17 protein-coding genes are annotated in these 19,182 nt (G+C 47.6%); 12 read left to right on the top strand and 5 right to left on the bottom strand.

The window, feature by feature from the left end; all coding sequences use genetic code 11:
* Positions 1-16: 16 nt before the first annotated feature.
* Entirely contained in the window at positions 17-505 is a 489-nt protein-coding gene (gene mraZ, locus I2F54_RS07540; RefSeq protein ID WP_022218275.1) for a division/cell wall cluster transcriptional repressor MraZ, read from the bottom strand.
* Positions 506-1,069: 564 nt separating this feature from the next.
* The gene (locus I2F54_RS07535) at positions 1,070-1,573 is read right to left on the bottom strand and encodes an RNA polymerase sigma factor (RefSeq protein WP_009120315.1); all 504 of its coding nucleotides are present in this window, start codon (positions 1,571-1,573) and stop codon (positions 1,070-1,072) included.
* 228 nt (positions 1,574-1,801) lie between these two features.
* Between I2F54_RS07535 and I2F54_RS07530 the strand changes: the two genes are divergently transcribed.
* Entirely contained in the window at positions 1,802-2,620 is an 819-nt protein-coding gene (locus I2F54_RS07530; protein ID WP_009120316.1) for a 1-acyl-sn-glycerol-3-phosphate acyltransferase, read from the top strand.
* Between the two features lie 37 nt (positions 2,621-2,657).
* Positions 2,658-3,644 (top strand): GNAT family N-acetyltransferase, encoded by a 987-nt coding sequence (locus I2F54_RS07525; RefSeq protein WP_009120317.1) that lies wholly within the window; start codon positions 2,658-2,660, stop codon positions 3,642-3,644.
* Here I2F54_RS07525 and I2F54_RS07520 read toward each other — a convergent pair whose 3' ends face one another.
* Positions 3,645-4,991 (bottom strand): deoxyguanosinetriphosphate triphosphohydrolase, encoded by a 1,347-nt coding sequence (locus tag I2F54_RS07520; RefSeq protein ID WP_118046396.1) that lies wholly within the window; start codon positions 4,989-4,991, stop codon positions 3,645-3,647.
* Between the two features lie 126 nt (positions 4,992-5,117).
* Here I2F54_RS07520 and dut point away from each other — a divergent pair, with 126 nt between their 5' ends.
* From dut to I2F54_RS07500, 4 genes are read left to right on the top strand one after another with little or no spacing between them, the layout of a single operon-like run.
* A complete protein-coding gene (gene dut / locus I2F54_RS07515; protein WP_022218272.1) occupies positions 5,118-5,549 on the top strand; it encodes a dUTP diphosphatase in 432 nt (143 codons plus the stop codon).
* Between the two features lie 12 nt (positions 5,550-5,561).
* Positions 5,562-7,316: a tetratricopeptide repeat protein gene (locus I2F54_RS07510; protein ID WP_195500891.1), complete on the top strand. Its 1,755-nt coding sequence runs from the start codon at positions 5,562-5,564 to the stop codon at positions 7,314-7,316.
* 35 nt (positions 7,317-7,351) lie between these two features.
* Positions 7,352-7,930, top strand: a complete 579-nt coding sequence (locus tag I2F54_RS07505) for a DUF4292 domain-containing protein (RefSeq protein ID WP_087413120.1) — start codon at positions 7,352-7,354, stop codon at positions 7,928-7,930.
* A complete protein-coding gene (locus I2F54_RS07500; RefSeq protein ID WP_195500890.1) occupies positions 7,927-9,225 on the top strand; it encodes a murein hydrolase activator EnvC family protein in 1,299 nt (432 codons plus the stop codon). Before I2F54_RS07505 ends, I2F54_RS07500 begins: the two co-directional genes overlap by 4 nt.
* A gap of 2 nt (positions 9,226-9,227) precedes the next feature.
* Here the strand turns inward: I2F54_RS07500 and I2F54_RS07495 are convergent, their stop codons facing one another.
* Entirely contained in the window at positions 9,228-10,295 is a 1,068-nt protein-coding gene (locus I2F54_RS07495) for a M20 family metallo-hydrolase (protein WP_022218269.1), read from the bottom strand.
* A gap of 121 nt (positions 10,296-10,416) precedes the next feature.
* Between I2F54_RS07495 and I2F54_RS07490 the strand changes: the two genes are divergently transcribed.
* The 6 genes from I2F54_RS07490 (at position 10,417) to I2F54_RS07470 (ending at position 17,164) form a co-directional block, all read left to right on the top strand.
* Entirely contained in the window at positions 10,417-12,222 is a 1,806-nt protein-coding gene (locus tag I2F54_RS07490) for an AMP-dependent synthetase/ligase (protein WP_022218267.1), read from the top strand.
* Positions 12,223-12,423: 201 nt separating this feature from the next.
* Positions 12,424-13,803 (top strand): glycoside hydrolase family 10 protein, encoded by a 1,380-nt coding sequence (locus I2F54_RS07485; RefSeq protein WP_195500925.1) that lies wholly within the window; start codon positions 12,424-12,426, stop codon positions 13,801-13,803.
* 99 nt (positions 13,804-13,902) lie between these two features.
* Positions 13,903-15,021, top strand: a complete 1,119-nt coding sequence (gene prfB, locus I2F54_RS07480; RefSeq protein WP_009121776.1) for a peptide chain release factor 2 — start codon at positions 13,903-13,905, stop codon at positions 15,019-15,021.
* Between the two features lie 197 nt (positions 15,022-15,218).
* A complete protein-coding gene (locus I2F54_RS16265) occupies positions 15,219-15,353 on the top strand; it encodes a hypothetical protein (RefSeq protein ID WP_009121777.1) in 135 nt (44 codons plus the stop codon).
* A gap of 12 nt (positions 15,354-15,365) precedes the next feature.
* Positions 15,366-15,836, top strand: a complete 471-nt coding sequence (locus I2F54_RS07475) for a CYTH domain-containing protein (RefSeq protein ID WP_195500889.1) — start codon at positions 15,366-15,368, stop codon at positions 15,834-15,836.
* A gap of 32 nt (positions 15,837-15,868) precedes the next feature.
* Positions 15,869-17,164 carry an MgtC/SapB family protein gene (locus I2F54_RS07470; protein ID WP_195500888.1) on the top strand — a complete coding sequence of 432 codons (1,296 nt, stop codon included), beginning with the start codon at positions 15,869-15,871 and terminating at the stop codon, positions 17,162-17,164.
* Positions 17,165-17,235: 71 nt separating this feature from the next.
* On the opposite strand, the gene I2F54_RS07465 is transcribed toward I2F54_RS07470, so the two are convergent.
* Positions 17,236-19,068 carry an outer membrane protein assembly factor BamB family protein gene (locus I2F54_RS07465; RefSeq protein ID WP_195500887.1) on the bottom strand — a complete coding sequence of 611 codons (1,833 nt, stop codon included), beginning with the start codon at positions 19,066-19,068 and terminating at the stop codon, positions 17,236-17,238.
* Between the last annotated feature and the right edge of the window lie 114 nt (positions 19,069-19,182).

Raw genomic sequence — 19,182 nt, 5'->3', positions numbered from 1 at the left:
TAGTTAGAATCGTTTACTACTCTGCTGTCTCATCGCTTGCCTCTGTTTCTTCCCAATTCTCGTCTCCCAGAATATCTTGCAATGCCTCGCTGAATTCTTCCGGATTCATAAAAGGTTGTTCCGCCTTTTCTTTCGCCCAGATTTCGATGGTGTTGTCCACGCCGATAAAACGTACATCGCTTTGTATGCCCGCCATTTGCAAGTAGCGCTTAGGCAACAGGATACGTCCGTTCCCGTCGGGAACCATGATTTCCGCATCGCTTACAAACTGCCGGAAAATTTGTTGGTGTTTGGCGTTCCACTTGTTCAGCCGCCGCCGAAGTTGGGTTTGCGTTTTGAACCAGACGCTTTCGGGATAGAGTATCAGGCACTCCTGAAACACGTCTTTACGCAATACGAGTCTCTCTTCGGAAGCAGCCTGCAACTGTTTCCGAAAACCGGCAGGGATGAATACGCGTCCCTTTGTATCCGTTTTTGCTTCAATATTGCCTAAAAAGCGTATCATTTTCACCTTATTATAATAAGCGACGGTAAAAATACACATTTCCCCACAATTCCCCACAATGTTTTAACTAAAATCTTACTTAGAAGTTTTCAACAGCATGTTGATTACTTATTCTGTTGAAAATGAACAGAGTGTTGCGTCGCTTGATTGGTGGGGGATTGGTGCGGGCGGACGGGTTGCTCCGGCAGGCGGGACGGATGTGTGATGAAAGGCGTATCAAATGAATTTATCCTCGTAGGAAAGTAAAATATCCTCCGGGGAAACGCATGGTCTGTCGGCCGGAAACGCATTATCTGTTTAGTGGAAATACATGGTGCGTTTATCCCGGACGGATAGTGTGTTTCGGATAAAACAATGTTCGCTTATATCCCCTTCACCTTTCACGGCTTCCTGTTGACGGCGCTTGGCGGGTGAACCCTATGATTTTGTGAGGAGCTTATAATCGTCTCCCTGTACGAATGATTTTGTCCCGTAAGACGGATAAAATCATCTTACGGGACAAAAAGATTCATCCCATGAGACAAATACATTTATCTCATGGGATGATTTTATATGGGATATTGATTAAACAAAATCTTTCAGGTCTTGTTGTAATTTCTGGCGGGTGAAGAATATACGGCTCTTTACGGTTCCTAACGGAAGTCCCAGCTTTTCGGCTATCTCGCGGTATTTAAAACCGGAAACATGCATGGAGAACGGAACTTTGTATTCGCGTGGCAATGCGTTGACGATACGGTGCATCTCTTTCAGGTCGTATGCGCTTTCCGTACTCTCAAAAGCAGTATCGCGCGGCAGGTTCAGATGATAAAGATTATCTGTCTGGTCTACAAATGTCTGGTCGCGTACAACTTTACGATAATTGTTAATAAAGATGTTACGCATGATCGTATATATCCAACCTTTGAAATTAGTATCGGGCATGTATTTATCTTCATTATCCAAAGCTTTGAGAGATGTTTCTTGAAGAAGGTCGTTTGCTTCTTCACGGTCGGAGGTGAGCTTGTACGCAAAGCGTAATAAATCGTTTTGAACTCCGAGCAGATCTTTTTTAAATGTAATACTATTCATAATGTGCTTTGTTAAATGGTTACTTGTTCGTTTAGCCTTTCAGCATTGCAAGTTTACGAAAGTTTCGGCTTTGTGTCGGGTGGTTTTTAAGCAATCTTTGGGGTAAAAACTATCAATTGATAGATTTTAGGTGCTATTTGATAGATTTTGGGTGTAGTTTTCTATCGATTATTTGCATTTAATTAAAAAGATGCGTTAATTTTGCGCAATCATTTCATCATAAAAAGAATGGCTGACGACTCTTTATTTTTGATTGACATTGATAAGATTCTTCGGGAGAAAGCTCCGAAGCATGTGAAGTATATCCCTAAGTTTGTCGTGTCTTATTTGAAGCGCATCGTTCATCAAGATGAATTGAATGTTTTTCTGAGAGAGTCGAAAGATAAAGTGGGGGTGGAGTTCCTGCAGGCCTGCCTGGACTTTCTGGATGCCAAACTGATAGTGAAGGGCGAGGAGAACTTATCGAAAGACGGACTTTATACCTTTGTTTCCAATCATCCTTTGGGCGGACAGGACGGGGTGGCGTTAGGCTACGTACTCGGTACTTTTTACGATGGAAAGGTGAAATATATGGTGAATGACCTGCTCATGAACCTGCGTGGATTGGCTCCTCTCTGCATACCTATTAACAAGACCGGCAAACAGGCTAAGGACTTTCCGAAAATGGTAGAGGCCGGATTTGCGTCGGACGACCAACTCATTATGTTTCCTGCCGGGCTTTGCTCGCGGCGCCGGAATGGAGTTATCCGCGACTTGGATTGGAAAAAGACGTTTATTGTGAAGAGCGTTGAGGCGCACCGCGATGTAGTGCCCATTCATTTTGAAGGCCGTAATTCCAATTTCTTTTATAATCTGGCCAATCTCTGCAAACTGTCGGGCATCAAGTTCAATATCGCTATGCTGTATCTGGCGGACGAGATGTTGAAGAACCGCCATAAGACATTTACCATTACGATAGGCAAGCCTATTCCCTGGCAAACATTCGATAAGACGAAAACACCTGCGCAGTGGGCGCAGTATGTGAAGGATATCGTGTATAAATTATAAGTTGAACATTGAATATTAAAAAATAGAAGCTCGGAAGATGGAAGATATTATTGCACCGATAAGCAAAGAATTGCTGAAGGCGGAGTTGACCGAAGACAAACGCTTGCGCATGACGAATAAGAGTAATAATCAGATATACATTGTTACCGCTCAGGATTCACCTAATACGATGAAGGAAATCGGACGTCTGCGTGAGATAGCATTTCGTGCTGCCGGTGGCGGAACAGGGATGTCCATGGACCTCGACGAATATGACTTGATGGATAATCCTTATAAACAATTGATTGTCTGGAATCCGGAAGCGGAAGAAATATTAGGCGGTTATCGTTATATTCTCGGTACGGACGTACGTTTCGACGAGCACGGCGCGCCGATTCTGGCTACTGCGCACATGTTTAACTTCTCCGAGAAGTTCCTGAATGAATATCTTCCCACTACCATTGAACTCGGACGTTCGTTCGTGACGCTCGAATATCAGTCTACCCGCCGCGACAGTAAAGGCCTGTTTGCGCTGGATAATCTGTGGGACGGTTTGGGCGCGCTGACAGTGGTTATGCCCAACGTGAAGTATTTCTTCGGAAAGGTGACTATGTACCCCAGTTATATCCGTAAGGGACGTGACATGATTCTTTATTTCTTGAAGAAGCATTTCGCCGATAAAGACAGCCTGATTACTCCGATGAAACCGCTGCAATTGGAATCTGACGAAAATGAGTTGGCTACTTTATTCTGTAAGGATACATTTAAAGAAGACTATAAGATTTTAAATGGTGAAATCCGTAAACTGGGATACAATATTCCGCCGTTGGTAAATGCGTATATGAGCCTTAGCCCGACAATGCGTATGTTCGGTACGGCTATTAATTACGGTTTCGGTGATGTGGAAGAGACAGGTATCTTAATCGCTGTCGATGAAATCCTGGCGGAAAAGCGTATTCGCCATATCCAGTCATTCATCGAAAACGAGCCGGAATCGTGTAATCTGACTTCCGGAGCGAATAAGATATTCTTCCCAAGCAGATAGTTATACCGCAGGCAGGCTGTTCCCGTTGATTTTCCGGTAGAGGTCGAGGGCAAAGACGTCCGTCATGCCGGAGATGTAGTCCAGTACGGCCTGTATTCTTTCATACAGCGCGGTCGCTTTCATATTGTATTGACCGGACACCCGGTTGATGAGCAACTGCGAGTATGCTTTTTCCGGTGAACATACCGCATCAATCATCAGCTCGAGCAAAGTGCTGATGATGCGGAAACCGGCAAGTTCTATATCCAATACATCACGCGAACGGTATATCTTCCGGAAAGACACCTCTGCGCAATGTTTGTAGGCTGCGGCAGGCCGTTCGGTAATATGTTTGATGAGGCTGCCCTCGAATTCTCCCTCTAAAATCCGCGCTTCATTGTCGAGGAACGCTTTGGTGCATTCTCCGATAAGCAGTCCGATAACGGAAGAGCGCAGATAGGCAATCTGCTCGTTGGTGTCGCTCACAATCTTGAAAGTATCGAGTATATGCGCTCTACGCTCGTCGGGGAAGTAGGATAAAAGTAAATCCTGCGTTTCTTGCGTGGTGAGAATCTTCAGCTTGTGAGCGTCTTCGATATCCATCATCTGATAGCAGATGTCATCTGCGGCTTCTACCAGATAAACAAGCGGGTGGCGTGCATATTTCAGAGGCGAGTCATTAAGCTTTTTCATGCCCAGTTCTTCGGCTATCCGTCGGAAGCTTTCTTCCTCGGTGGTGAAGAACCCGAATTTGGACTTTTGTCCTGCCAAACTCGATGAAAAGGGGTATTTTACAATGCCGGCAAGGGTGGAATAGGTCAGGACGAAGCCGCCTTTGCGGCGTCCTTCAAACCGGTGGGTAAGCAGACGGAAGGCGTTCGCGTTTCCTTCAAAGTGTGTCAGGTCTTCCCATTGCGCCGGGGTGAGTTGCTCCCCGTCGGGCTGCTTCTCTTTCAATGCCAATCCCTTTCCTTCCGAAAAGAACGTGGAGATGGCGCGTTCGCCGGAATGTCCGAATGGCGGATTGCCCAAATCGTGGGCCAGGCACGCGGCGGAAACAATGGAACCGATTTCCGGCAGATAAGAGCTTTGCAATTCGGGGCGGCGGGCAAGGATGGCTTTGGCTACGTCATTGCCCAGCGAACGGCCTACACAGGAAACTTCCAGACTGTGTGTCAGGCGGTTGTGCACGAATATGCTGCCGGGCAAGGGGAACACTTGTGTCTTGTTCTGTAACCTCCGGAAGGGCGCGGAGAAGATGAGGCGGTCGTAATCCCGCTGAAATTCAGAACGGTTCTCGTGACGCTCTTTATGAAACTCTTCCAAACCGAATCGTTTGGCGGATATGAGGGTATTCCAGTCCATCATGTTATTACTTTCTTATTATTTAACTGCAAATGTATGACTATTTGCTTCAAAATCCGTAATTTTGCCCGTTAAATAGTGAATTAAAGTAATCTCAATCGTAACTTCATTAAAATGGCAAATAATAGTATGACCGTCCGAATTATAAATAAGTCGAAACATCCGTTGCCTGCGTATGCTACCGAATTGTCCGCCGGAATGGACATCCGTGCCAATCTTTCCGAACCGATGGCTTTGGAGCCATTGCAGCGTTGCCTGGTGCCTACGGGGCTGTACATCGCTTTGCCGGCAGGTTTTGAGGCGCAAATCCGTCCCCGCAGCGGTTTGGCTATCAAGAAAGGTATTTCGGTATTGAACTCTCCGGGTACTATCGATGCCGACTATCGCGGTGAAATCTGTATCATCCTCGTGAACCTTTCTTCGGAAACATTTATGATTGAGGATGGAGAACGAATCGCCCAAATGGTGATTGCCCGCCATGAGCAGGCCGTATGGCAGGAAGTGGATGTGTTGGATGAAACGGAACGCGGTGCCGGTGGCTTCGGACATACGGGCGTATAACAGGATGCTTGAATGAGAAATAAGAATATTAAAATAATCGGATGCTTATTGGCCTGTGTGTTGTTTGTTTCCTGCGGTACTTCCCGGCAGAAGATGAAGGTACGGCCGGCAGAGGCTGTTGTGCTCACTCCGGAACAGCAGCGTAAGTACGATTACTTCTTTTTGGAGGCAGCCCGCCTGAAGGTTCAGAAAGACTGTGACGCGGCCTTTGATTTGTTGCAGCATTGCCTGACTATCAATCCGAATGCCTCGTCGGCTTTATATGAACTGGCTCAGTATTATTTGTACTTGAAACAAGCGCCTCAGGGGCAGGCCGCATTGGAGAAAGCCGTGGAGAATGATCCGGATAATTATTGGTACAGCCAGGGACTGGCAAATCTTTATCAGCAACAGGACGAGAAGGAGAAGGCCATGAAGCTGCTGGAAGATATGTCCGTGCGTTTCACTGACAAGCTGGATCCGCTTTATGCCTTGCTGGATATTTATAACCGGCAGGAGCAGTACGATAAAGTGATTGCCACCTTGAACCGGATTGAGGGGAAGATGGGCAAAAGCGAGCAGTTGAGTATGGAGAAGTTCCGTATTTACCTGCAAATGAAAGATAACAAGAATGCTTTCCATGAGATAGAGAGTCTGGTTGCGGAGTATCCGATGGATTCCCGTTATCAGGTTGTGTTGGGAGACGTGTATATGCAGAACGGAAAGAAGGAAGAAGCATATAGCGTGTACCGCAAGGTGCTGGATACCGAGCCGGATAATGCTATGGCGATGTATTCGCTGGCGTCCTATTATGAGGCGACCGGTCAGAAAGACCTCTACCAGCGGCAGTTGGATACTTTATTGCTCAACAAGAAAGTTCCTTCGGAAACAAAACTGAACGTAATGCGTCAGTTCGTAGTGCAGAATGAGCAGGACGGCAAGGACAGTACGCGGGTTATCAACCTTTTCGACCGTATTCTGGAACAGGAACCGGACGATGCCGGGATACCGATGCTTTACGCCCAGTATCTCTTGTCTAAAGGAATGAACAAAAAAGCCTTTCCGGTACTGCGTCAGGTGTTGACAATCGACCCTACCAATACGGCCGCGCGTATGATGCTGCTGGGTGAGGCGGTACGTAAAGAGGATTACAAGGATGTGATTGATTTATGCGAAGCCGGTGTTGAAACCAATCCTGAAATGCTGGAATTCTATTTCTATCTGGCTATTGCGTATAATCAGGCGGAACGGACAGATGATGTGATTTCCATCTGCCAAAAAGCGTTGACGCAAATCACGGCGGACAGTAAGAAAGAGGTCGTTTCGGATTTCTATTCCATTTTGGGAGATGCTTATCATACGAAAGGTTTGAATACGGAAGCCTATGCCGCTTATGATTCGGCGCTGGTGTATAATTCTTCCAATATCGGCGCCTTGAATAATTACGCTTATTACCTGTCTGTCGAGCGTCGTAATCTGGATAAAGCCGAGGAGATGAGTTATAAGACGGTAAAGGCGGAACCTGATAATGCCACTTACTTAGATACTTACGCCTGGATTCTGTTTGAGAAAGGCAACTATGCCGAAGCCCGTTTGTATATAGACGATGCCATGAAGAATGATGGCGGCAAAAGCGATGTTATCGTGGAACACTGCGGTGATATCTACTATATGACAGGTGACGCGGACAAGGCCTTGGAATACTGGAAACAGGCATTGGAGATAGGCAGTAAGTCCAAAACGCTGAAACAGAAGATTCAGAAGAAGAAGTATATCAGCGATAAGTAAGGCGGTAAAGTGTAAATGATAAAAGTAATAAGGCGATGAAACAAACGAAATTCAATAGTAAGACGCTGTTCTTCATGCTCTTTCTCCTCTGCTGTTTGGCGGGTTGTAAAACCTCTCGTAAGGCGGAGACGTCCAAATTACCCGAAAGCGCCCGCTATCTGTCGTCTAAGGTGAAGTTGACGGTTCCTACCAAAGATGCGGTTTTCACCGTAAACGGCACGATGAAGTTGATAAGCGGCGAACGGATGCAGCTCTCTTTCCTGATGCCCATCATACGTACAGAGGTGGCGCGCATGGAAGTGACGCCCGAAGAGATATTGCTGGTAGACCGTATGGGCAAACGTTATGTGCGTGCTACCCGTAAGGAATTGAAGGATGTGTTGCCGAAGAAAGCCGACTTTGCCCATTTGGAAAAGATTCTGTTCGACGCTTCCAAACCCGACGGCAAGAAAGATTTGTCGGGAAAGGAGCTGGGTATTCCCTCTTTGGAGAAAGGCAAAGTCGAGTTGTCCAACTTTTCCAATGATTCGTTTTCTCTGACGCCTACCGAATTGTCTTCAAAGTATACGCAGGTAGAGTTAAATGAAATATTAGAAATGCTGATGAGCCTATGAGACGTTTGCTTTGTATTTTTATAAGTTGTTTCTGTATGGCTTTTCCGCTCCTCGCACAGTCTAACAGGCTGATAAAGGAATTGGAAAGCAAGCGCGGCGCTTTGCAAAAGCAGATTACCGAATCGGAAACACTTCTGAAAACCACAAAGAAAACCGTAAGCAGCCAGCTGAATGGACTTGCCGCTTTGACAGGCCAGATAGAGGAGCGCAAACGCTACATCCTTACTATAAACAAGGATGTGGAGGCGATAGACCGTGAGTTATCGTCGCTGGAACGCCAGTTAGGAAAATTGCAGCGTGACTTAAAGGATAAGAAGAAGAAATACGAGTCATCCGTTCAATACCTTTATAAGAACCGTTCCATCGAGGAGAAACTGATGTTTATTTTCTCTGCCCGGAGTTTGGCGCAGACCTATCGCCGTTTGCGCTATGTGCGTGAGTATGCCACTTACCAGCGTCTGCAAGGTGAGGAAGTGCTGAAAAAGCAGGAACAAGTCAATAAGAAAAAGGCGGAACTCAGGCAGGTGAGGACCGCCAAAGCCGATTTGCTGAAAGAGCGTGAGGCCGAGAAAGTAAAACTGGAAGCGCAGGAGAAAGAAAAACGTACCCTTGTAACCAGCTTGCAGAAGAAACAACGCGGATTGCAGAACGAGATTGCCAGGAAGCGCCGCGAGGCCAATCAACTCAATGCGCGTATCGACCGCCTGATTGCCGAAGAAATAGAGAAAGCCCGCAAACGCGCCGCCGAAGAAGCGCGCCGCGAAGCGGCTGCCCGCAAGAAAGAAGGGGCGAAAACGGATAAGTCGGTGGCGTCCGCTTCCAAAAACAAAGCTGCTCCTCTGGAAACCTATACCATGAGTAAGGCCGACCGTGAGCTATCCGGCGACTTTGCCAATAATCGGGGCAAGTTACCTATGCCTATCAGCGGAGCTTATATCATAACCAGTCATTACGGGCAATATGCGGTGGAAGGACTGCGCAATGTCAAGTTGGATAATAAAGGCATCGACATTCAGGGAAAACCGGGAGCGCAGGCTCGCGCCATCTTTAACGGTAAGGTGGCGGCCGTATTCAAACTGAACGGGCTGTTTAATATCCTTATCCGCCACGGAGCATATATTTCAGTGTACTGCAACCTGTCTTCCGCTTCCGTTAAACAAGGTGACACGGTTACTACCAAGCAAGCTATCGGTCAGGTATTCTCGGATGGAGCTGACGGTGGACGTACGGTACTTCACTTCCAGCTACGCCGTGAAAAGGAGAAACTGAATCCCGAACCCTGGCTGAACAGGTAGCCTTATATTGCCGCCCCGTCCAGCAAATCCAGATAGAGTGTAATGGCTTCCTCAATCTCTTTGATGAAGATAAACTCATCTGCCGTATGGGAACGGCTGCTCTTGCCCGGTCCCATTTTCATGGACGGGAAGGACATCAGCGCCTGGTCTGAAAGGGTAGGGGAACCGAATGGCGTTCTGCCCATCGCAACAGCCTTTTTTACCAGCGGATGCTCGGGAGAAACATGCGAAGAACTCAAACGGAAAGACCGGGCTTTGGCTTCACAACCGATATGCTTCTGTATCTCGTCGAAAAGTTCCCGGTTGGTATAGCATTCATTGCTGCGGATGTCGACCGCAAATGTACAGCGGTCGGGTATGACATTATGCTGGGTTCCCGCATTTACCATGGTTACACTCATCTTTACCGGCCCCAATAAAGACGATTCTTTCGGGAAACGGTAATCGCGGAACCAGGCGATATCGTTTAATACTTTATATATGGCGTTATCGCCTTCGTTTCGGGCGGCATGCCCCGATTTGCCGTAAGCGGTGATGTCCAGTACCATTAACCCTTTTTCGGCGATGGCGGGTTGCATCTCCGTAGGCTCGCCCACAATGGCGAATTGTATGGGAGGCAGTTCCGGCAATACGGACTCTATGCCGTTCTTGCCCGATACTTCTTCTTCGCAGGAAGCCAGATAAATCAGGTTGTATGCCTGTGTAGTCCGGCAAAGTTGCAGGAACACCTGCAACAGGCTGACTACGCTTGCTCCGGCATCGTTACTTCCTAAACCGTAAATCTTTCCGTTTTCTTCCGACGGGCTGAACGGAGCTTTCCGCCATCCGTTTACGGGTTTCACCGTATCGATATGAGAGTTGAGCAGCAGCGTCGGTTTATTCAAATCGAACATCGGGCCGAGGCACCATATATTGTTACCTTTTCTTCCGGTTGTCATTCCCTGCATTTCGATATAGTTCTGTAAAAAGTCCGCGGCCTGTTCTTCTTCGCGGCTTAATGAGGGGATAGCTATCAATGATTTAAGCAGTCCGGTTGCTTCGGAAACTAAAGTCTGTATGTCGGTTGTCATCGTCAAGATTAGTTATATATTCGTTATTACTCTGCAAACTTACGGATAAATCCCGAAAAAGGGAGATAGTTTCAAATAAAACTAATACCTTTGCACCCATATTTACCAATTTATTAAAAATATGACTTATCATCATTTGTCTGTCATGGTACATCGTCAGGCAGAGAAGTATGGAGACAAAGTAGCCCTTAAATACAGGGACTATGAAACATCACAATGGATACCCATCACTTGGAATAAATTCTCTCAAACGGTACGTCAGGCAGCCAATGCGTTGGTGGCTTTGGGTGTAGAGGAACAGAGAAATATCGGTATCTTCTCACAAAATAAACCGGAATGTTTATTTACTGATTTTGCGGCTTTTGCCAATCGTCTGGTGACCATACCGTTGTATGCTACCAGTTCTTCGGCTCAGGCGCAGTATATTATTAATGACGCTCAGATACGTTTCCTTTTCGTAGGCGAGCAGTTTCAGTACGATGCCGCTTTCAGCGCATTCGGTTTTTGCCATTCTTTGCAGAAACTTATTATCTTCGACCGTAGCGTGGTGCTCGATCCCCGCGATAAGACATCCATTTACTACGATGATTTTCTCGCATTGGGTGAGGGGCTTCCCCACAATGATGTTGTGGAAGAGCGTAGCGCCCGCGCATCGGATGACGACCTCGCGAATATCCTTTATACATCCGGTACTACCGGAGAGCCGAAAGGCGTGATGTTACACCACTTCAATTACAGAGAGGCTATCCGTATCCATGATATTCGTTTGACCGCCATGACGGATAAGGATGTATCCATGAACTTCCTTCCGCTGACGCATGTGTTTGAGAAAGCCTGGACTTATCTCTGTATTCATAGAGGGGTACAGGTTTGTATCAATCTTCGTCCGGCGGATATTCAGACTACTATCAAGGAAGTGCGTCCTACATTGATGTGCAGCGTTCCCCGTTTCTGGGAGAAGGTTTATGCGGGCGTACAGGAAAAGATTGCGCAGGAAACCGGATTGCGGAAAGCAATGATGCTGGATGCCATCAAAGTAGGCAAGATGCATAACATCGATTACCTGCGTGTGGGCAAGACGCCGCCTCTGATGCTTCATCTGAAGTACAAGTTCTACGAAAAGACTATCTATGCCCTGCTGAAAAAGACAATCGGTATTGAGAACGGTAATTTCTTCCCGACCGCCGGTGCGGCTGTGTCCGATGAAATCTGCGAATTCGTGCATTCGGTGGGCATTAATATGGTAGTGGGTTATGGACTGACGGAATCTACCGCTACCGTTTCCTGCTTCCTTGACAAGGGATATGAAATCGGTTCGGTCGGAACCGTCATGCCCGATCTTGAAGTAAAGATTGGAGAGAATAATGAAATCCTGCTCCGGGGTAAGACGATTACTACCGGTTATTATAAGAAACCGGAAGCCACTGCGGCAGCCATCGATAAAGACGGTTGGTTCCATACGGGTGATGCCGGTTATCTGAAAGATGATCATTTGTATCTGACCGAACGTATCAAGGATTTATTCAAGACTTCCAATGGCAAATATATCTCTCCGCAGGCTTTGGAAACCAAACTGGCAATCGACCGTTATATCGACCAGATTGCTATTATCGCCGATCAGCGCAAGTTTGTATCCGCCCTGATTGTTCCTGTGTATGGCTTGGTGAAGAACTACGCTAAGGAAAAAGGTCTTGAGTATAAAGATATGGCCGATTTATTGCAACATCCTAAAGTGCAGGCTTTGTTCCGTGCCCGTATCGATACGTTGCAGCAACAGTTTGCCAATTACGAGCAAGTGAAACGTTTCACTTTATTGCCCGAACCGTTTAATATGGAACGGGGAGAATTGACCAATACATTGAAGTTGAAACGCTCCGTTGTGTCAAAGAACTATAAGGAACTGATTGACAAGATGTACGAAGAATAAAGGATTGTCAATACATTATATTACAGGCAGGAGATGATTGTTCTTCTGCCTTTTTTATGTTCTCTCTGTCCGGCTGGAAAATCCCGTCTTTGAATTTATTAACGAAAACTTTTACTGGATTTCTTAGGGATGGAGCGTTGTCACCTGTCTTTATATAAGAGGAGTTTTCCCGAATTTTATATTTAATCTTAGTTTAATATGATGAAGAAGAACTTTTTGACACCATTCTTAGTGCTGTTTCTGATGGCAGGTCTGTATGCATGTCGACAGGAAAAAGATGTTACCGTTAAGGAATACCCCATGTTCTGGACATGGCTGGATTATCATCCTTGCATGAATTTTGATTCGGTATGCCAAGTGATGAATGACATCGGCATGGACGGGATAATGCTGAACGCACCCACTCCCGACGATTATCGTATCGCGATTCCTATTGCCCATAAACACGGCATTGAAGTATATGCATGGCTATGGACCATGAATTTGGAGCATGACCGCGACAAGATTCTGGCGGAACATCCCGAATGGTTCAGCGTGAACCGTAACGGAAAAAGTCTTGCGGATACTACGGCATACGTGGACTATTATAAATTCCTGTGTCCTGCGCTGCCTGAGGTACGCGAATTTATCAAAGAGAAAATTAAGTCGTATTGTGAAGTCGAAGGACTGAACGGGATTGCCATTGATTACAACCGTTTTGTGGATGTCGTGCTTCCTACCACGTTATGGCCGCATTACGGTATTGTGCAGGATCGCGAATATGCCGCGTGGGATTACGGTTACCATCCCGCCATGCTCGAAGAGTTCAAGGAACAATATGGTTATGATCCGCGTGGGCAGGAAGACCCTTCATCGGACGTGAAGTGGCGGCAGTTCCGTTGCGACCGGATAACGGAAGTTGCCAATATGATTGCCGAGGTGGTACATTCGTACGGCAAGACAATGGCGGCATCTCCGTTTCCTACTCCGAAAATGGCTTCACGCATGGTGCGGCAGGACTGGGGTAAATGGAATCTGGATATCGTCTTCCCGATGGTGTACCATACTTTCTATACGGAAGATGTCAGCTTCATTTCCGATTGTACCGTTGAGAATGCGCGCGACAAGAATGATAAAACCGTGTTGTACTGTGGTATGACCGCTACCGACGGTCCGGAGATGTTTGCATGTATGGACGCCGCCTTGAATAGCGGCGCTCAAGGTATCGCCGTATTTACGGTGGCGGGTCTGCGTTCTCCTGAAGTAAAGAAGCGGTTCAAGGCTTATACAGACAGCGTAAAGGCAGTACGTGCAGCTAATGGCGGCATCATTGAAGCTGTTTATCCTCATGTGGCGGATGCGAATCCTTTTGCCCATAAAGGCGTCATGGAGTTGATAGAGAAACGTATGCGGCAGATTATAGCCAAAACGTCCGGTACAGAGGAACTGCCCTCGTTGGCTTTGGGTGAATATAAGCAAACGGAATCTTACGATGCTACCCGTTGCTATCGGGTGGCGGATGAGAATAGCGAGAGAGTCTTTAAAGTTACTTTCTATTTCTACGGTGATGTACTTTCGGGTTGGGACGTAGCGGCGGAATAGTCCACCCTCTCTCTTATTCCATTGATTGCAGCGGATTTATGCGATTTTTTCAGACTTTTGCACTATCTTTGCGCTCCGAAAAGATAGAATTGAAAGCATATGATTACCATTGAACAACTGAAAGATATCAAGGAACGTACCGAAGCGTTGAACCGCTATCTGGACATTGAAGGAAAGAAAATACAAGTCGAAGAGGAACAATTACGCACTCAGGCTCCGGGGTTTTGGGATGACCAGAAAGCAGCCGAAGCACAGATGAAGAAAGTAAAAGGTTTGCAACAATGGATTTCCGGCTATAATGAAGTCAAGGTTATGGCGGACGAACTGCAACTTGCATTCGATTTCTACAAGGATGAGCTGGTAACGGAAGAAGAGGTGGATGAAGCCTATGCAAAAGCGTCTGCCGCCGTAGAAGCTCTTGAGCTCAAGAATATGCTTCGTGAGGAAGCCGACCAGATGGACTGCGTACTGAAAATCAATTCGGGCGCCGGCGGTACGGAAAGCCAGGATTGGGCAAGCATGTTGATGCGTATGTATCTGCGATATGCCGAAACTCATGGATATAAGGCGACCATCGCCAACTTGCAGGAAGGCGATGAGGCCGGAATCAAGGCTTGTACCATTGAGATAGCGGGTGATTATGCTTACGGCTATCTGAAAGGTGAGAACGGTGTACACCGTCTGGTGCGTGTATCTCCCTATAATGCCCAGGGTAAGCGTATGACATCTTTCGCGTCTGTTTTTGTTACTCCGCTGGTAGATGATACGATTGAAGTGAATATCGAACAGGCGCGTATCTCTTGGGATACTTTCCGTTCCAGCGGTGCCGGCGGACAGAACGTAAATAAGGTGGAATCCGGCGTGCGTCTGCGCTATCAGTTCAAAGACCCTTATACAGGCGAGGAAGAGGAAATCCTGATTGAAAATACCGAAACGCGCGACCAGCCTAAGAATCGCGAGAATGCGATGCGTCAGTTGCGCTCTATCCTATACGATAAGGAACTTCAACACCGTATGGCGGAACAGGCAAAGGTGGAAGCCGGTAAGAAGAAAATCGAGTGGGGATCGCAAATCCGCAGCTACGTGTTCGACGACCGCCGCGTGAAAGACCACCGTACCAATTTCCAGACTTCGGATGTAAACGGAGTAATGGACGGTAAGATAGACGGTTTCGTCAAAGCTTACCTGATGGAGTTTGCGGGCGGAGACAACATTTAGTCCTTCGGCAGGTTAATATCATTGACCGGAACAAGTTAACCGGGTTGCGGGTAACAAGTTAATATCGTATATGCGGTAAGTTAACATCATATAATCAATGATGTTAACTTACCGCTTTTTTCTTTTATAAATGCTTGCAAACTTCCCGAATTTCCTTTTACTTTGTTTATCGTTGAACTTTAAACTAAAGAAACACCATGGGAAAGAGTAAAAAGAAAGTAATGCACAGCCGGAAAGAAGAACAACAAGCCAAGAAAGTATTGTTGATTATCGGAGTTGCCGCTTTGGTATTGGTAGTTGCCATGTTGGTCGGTTATTCCTTCTTGGGCTAATTAAAGATAAATATGCCGCAGGAGATAGAACGGAAGTTTCTCGTAAAAGGAGAGTATAAGTCGCAAGCATACGCGCAGAACCGCATCATTCAGGGATATATCAGTAGCGCGCGCGGACGGACGGTAAGAGTACGTATACGCGGCGGGCAGGGGTACCTTACCATCAAGGGGGCATCCGATATATCCGGAATCAGCCGTTACGAATGGGAGAAAGAGATTCCTTTGGCCGAGGCCGGGGAGTTGATGAAACTGTGCGAACCGGGCATTATTGATAAAACCCGTTATCTGGTACGCAGTGGAAACCATGTTTTTGAGGTAGACGAGTTCTATGGAGAGAATGAAGGGTTGGTAATTGCCGAAGTGGAGCTGGCCTCGGAGAACGAGCCTTTTGAGAAGCCGGACTTTATCGGGCAGGAAGTAACGGGAGATATTCGTTATTACAATTCACAGTTGATGAAGCGTCCGTTTAAGGAATGGAAGTAAACTAATCGCGTCCCGTAATTGTTAATTCGTATATGGAGAAACTATATCAATACCTGCCGGAAGAACTCGTCACTTTTATTTTGGTGACGGTGTTTTCTTTGCTTATAGGCCTTTCCTTGCGACGTATCAGTTTGAAACGCGAAGGGGAGACCACCTTGTTCGGTACAGACCGTACCTTTACTTTTATCGGCATTCTGGGTTATCTCCTCTATATTCTCGATCCGGTGGACTACCGCCTGTTTATGGGTGGCGGGGCTGTCTTGGGAGTGTTGCTTGCCTTGAACTATTACGTCAAGCAAGCCCAGTTCCACGTGTTCGGGGTTACCACCATTGTCATTGCGCTCATCACGTATTGCATTGCGCCTATTGTCGCTACGCAGCCCTCTTGGTTTTATGTAATGGTGATTGTGACCGTGTTGCTCTTTACGGAGTTGAAACACACATTCACCGAACTGGCGCAGCGGATGAAGAACGACGAAATGATTACGCTCGCCAAGTTCCTGGCCATTAGCGGTATCATACTTCCGATGTTGCCCAACGAAAATCTGATACCGGACGTCAACCTTACGCCTTATGGTATATGGCTCGCTACGGTAGTGGTTTCCGGTATTTCCTATCTTTCTTATCTGCTGAAGAGATACGTCTTTCGTGAATCCGGCATTTTGGTATCCGGTATCGTCGGCGGGTTGTACAGCAGTACCGCCACCATATCCGTGCTGGCGCGTAAAAGCCGTAAGGCGTCACCTCAGGAAGCGCCCGAATATGTGGCCGCCATGTTGCTGGCGGTCAGTATGATGTTCTTGCGGTTCCTGATACTGATCGGTATATTCAGCGTAGCTACCTTGACGGTTATCTATCCCTATCTGCTGATTATGTCCGCTGTTTCCGCCGGAGCAGCCTGGTTCCTGCATTCCAAGTGGAAGCGTCCCGCCGTATCGGGAGCGACCGATGAAGACGAGGACGGCAGTAACCCGCTGGAATTTAAGGTAGCGCTTATTTTTGCCGTACTTTTTGTGGTATTTACGATAGCCACCCATTATACGCTGATATATGCCGGTAAGGGCGGACTGACCTTACTCTCCTTTGTTTCCGGTTTCAGCGACATCACCCCGTTCATTCTGAATCTTCTGCAAGGTACGGGCAGCGTGCCTGTTTCGCTGATAACGGCTTGCAGTATGCAGGCGATAGTAAGTAATATCGCCGTCAATATGTGTTACGCGCTCTTTTTCTCCGGTAAGAAGAGTGCGTTGCGCTCGTGGATATTGGGCGGCTTCGGATGCGTCATAGTTGCCAATGCGTTTCTGCTGTTATTCTTTTACTTCCTGTAAATCAACAGAGTTTTCGCTATGTGGATACCACCGTCTCCAATCGGCGGCGGTGGTGGAGACAGGTAGAAGACTCAGTATTTGAGACAGGTAACCGTTCCGTCCATCGTCATGACAATCAGCCGCCTTTCTCCTGCGTTCTTCAAGGAGGTGACGGCCGAATGAGCCACTTTCCACTGCCAGGATATTCCGCTTCCGTCGGTTCGTACGGCGTGGACAACCCCGAACTCCGTGGGAATGAACACGTATTGTTCCGTCGTCTCCATACGGGTAGGGATAAAGTTGCTTTCGTAAGGCATTGCGGTATTCCAAAGCGGTGTGTAAACGCCTTTTGAAATATCTGCCGCGGTGATGTTGTTCTTGATACCTTTGATGTACATTGTCTTTCCGTCCGGTGAGAAACCGAGCGATTCGCGCCCTTTGGCTTCGTCCGAAGCCCAGAGAATCTCTCCTGTCGACGGCTGGAAAGCGCGTACGAAATAGTCGGAACTGAGTACGATAACCTGTTCCTGTTGCTTTCCGCCGTTTGCGGTGTATGGAAGAACTACCGGCCAGCAGGCTCCCGGTGAAAAGTATCTGCCGCGTCGGGTGTCGAATTCCCAGACTTTCTTTCCCGTTTTCCGGTCGATGGCATAGAACATTGCTCCCCACGTACCTGTATAAACCTGTTCCCGGTCTGTGGCGGGGCGTGATTCGATATACCCTTTCAATCCCTCGCAAATCCAGTTGACCGTACCGTCCGCCGGATTGATGGAATAAAACTTCCCGTTGCCGCTGCCGATATAGACGGTATCATCCGCTACCGTAGGGCAGGCTACAATCGGGTAGCCGGTATCGTATTTCCAGCGCATGCTTCCGTCCTGTCTGTTTAGGGCGTAGACACAGCCGTCGCAGGAAGAAACGATTACCAGTTGCGGGGTAATGAAAGGAGCGGAGAATATCTTATTCCCGGTACGGTACTTCCATAAGGTTTTTCCGCTGTCGGCGTCCAGCGCACACACCACTCCGGCGGTATTGGTATAGATGTACAGGTTGCCGTCTATGCTTCCTTGCGAAGCGATATCCGTAACATCCTTGACAGTCCATACTTCCCGGATGGCGGGATGAAAGACGATAGTGTCCCATGCCGGGCGGGTTTCCGTCTTGATGATGCGTTCGCGGAACAGCAGGGTGTCCCCCTTCAGGCTTACCAGGTTATATCCGCCTATCGGGTCTTTCCGTCTGAGGGAAGAGCGTCCTATCACTCCCGGAATGCCGTCGGCATCGTATGAGCGGTTGACGTGCAGGTGTCCGGCGAGTACGGCCTGCGTATTGCGCGTTTTAAGAATCCGAAGAACTTCCCGGCAATTGCTTAAATCGGCGTTCAGCGGGAAGTGATTGACGAAAATGACGGGTTGCGCCGCAGGTGTGGCATTGTATACGGAGTCGAGCCAGAGGATTTCCTCACGCGGGATATGGGGCGGTCCCATCCGCAGGCTCGGACCTGCTCCGCAACCGACGAAGCGCACCCCCTGCCAGTCATAGCAGAAATGTGACGCCCGGAATATCTTATCGAACATCGTACATCCGTTCTCGCTCCAGTTTACGTCGTGGTTGCCGGGCAACAGCAGGTAGGGTTTCCGGAAGCCTTTCAATATCTCCTCGAGTAATTGAAACTCTTTTGTATCGCCGAATTCCGTCACGTCTCCGCTCAGAATGGTGAAATCCACATCGGGGTTGGCATTGATATCCTCAACGGCTTGCCGTAAATCGTCTTCGGCGTAGGCGAAAGAGTTGAGATGAACATCGGTGAGCCAGGCAAAGGAGAAATTCCGCCGGTTGCCGGAGATGGAAGAGGGGTGGCCGTCCTGTCCGTAGACAAGGAGTGACAGCGCCGTCACGCAGAGGGCTGATAGGAACTTTTTCATGATGATGATTGATTGGTGTTGCTCCAAAGATACTTAGTTTTATCCGGAAAACAAAAAGAGGATACGCCGAAACTCTGATTATGATAGCAAAATCAGCTTCGGCGTATCCTCTTT

Source organism: Bacteroides clarus (assembly GCF_015555825.1).
GTDB classification, from domain to species: domain Bacteria; phylum Bacteroidota; class Bacteroidia; order Bacteroidales; family Bacteroidaceae; genus Bacteroides; species Bacteroides clarus.
This window is presented reverse-complemented; position numbering and strand designations above follow the sequence as displayed.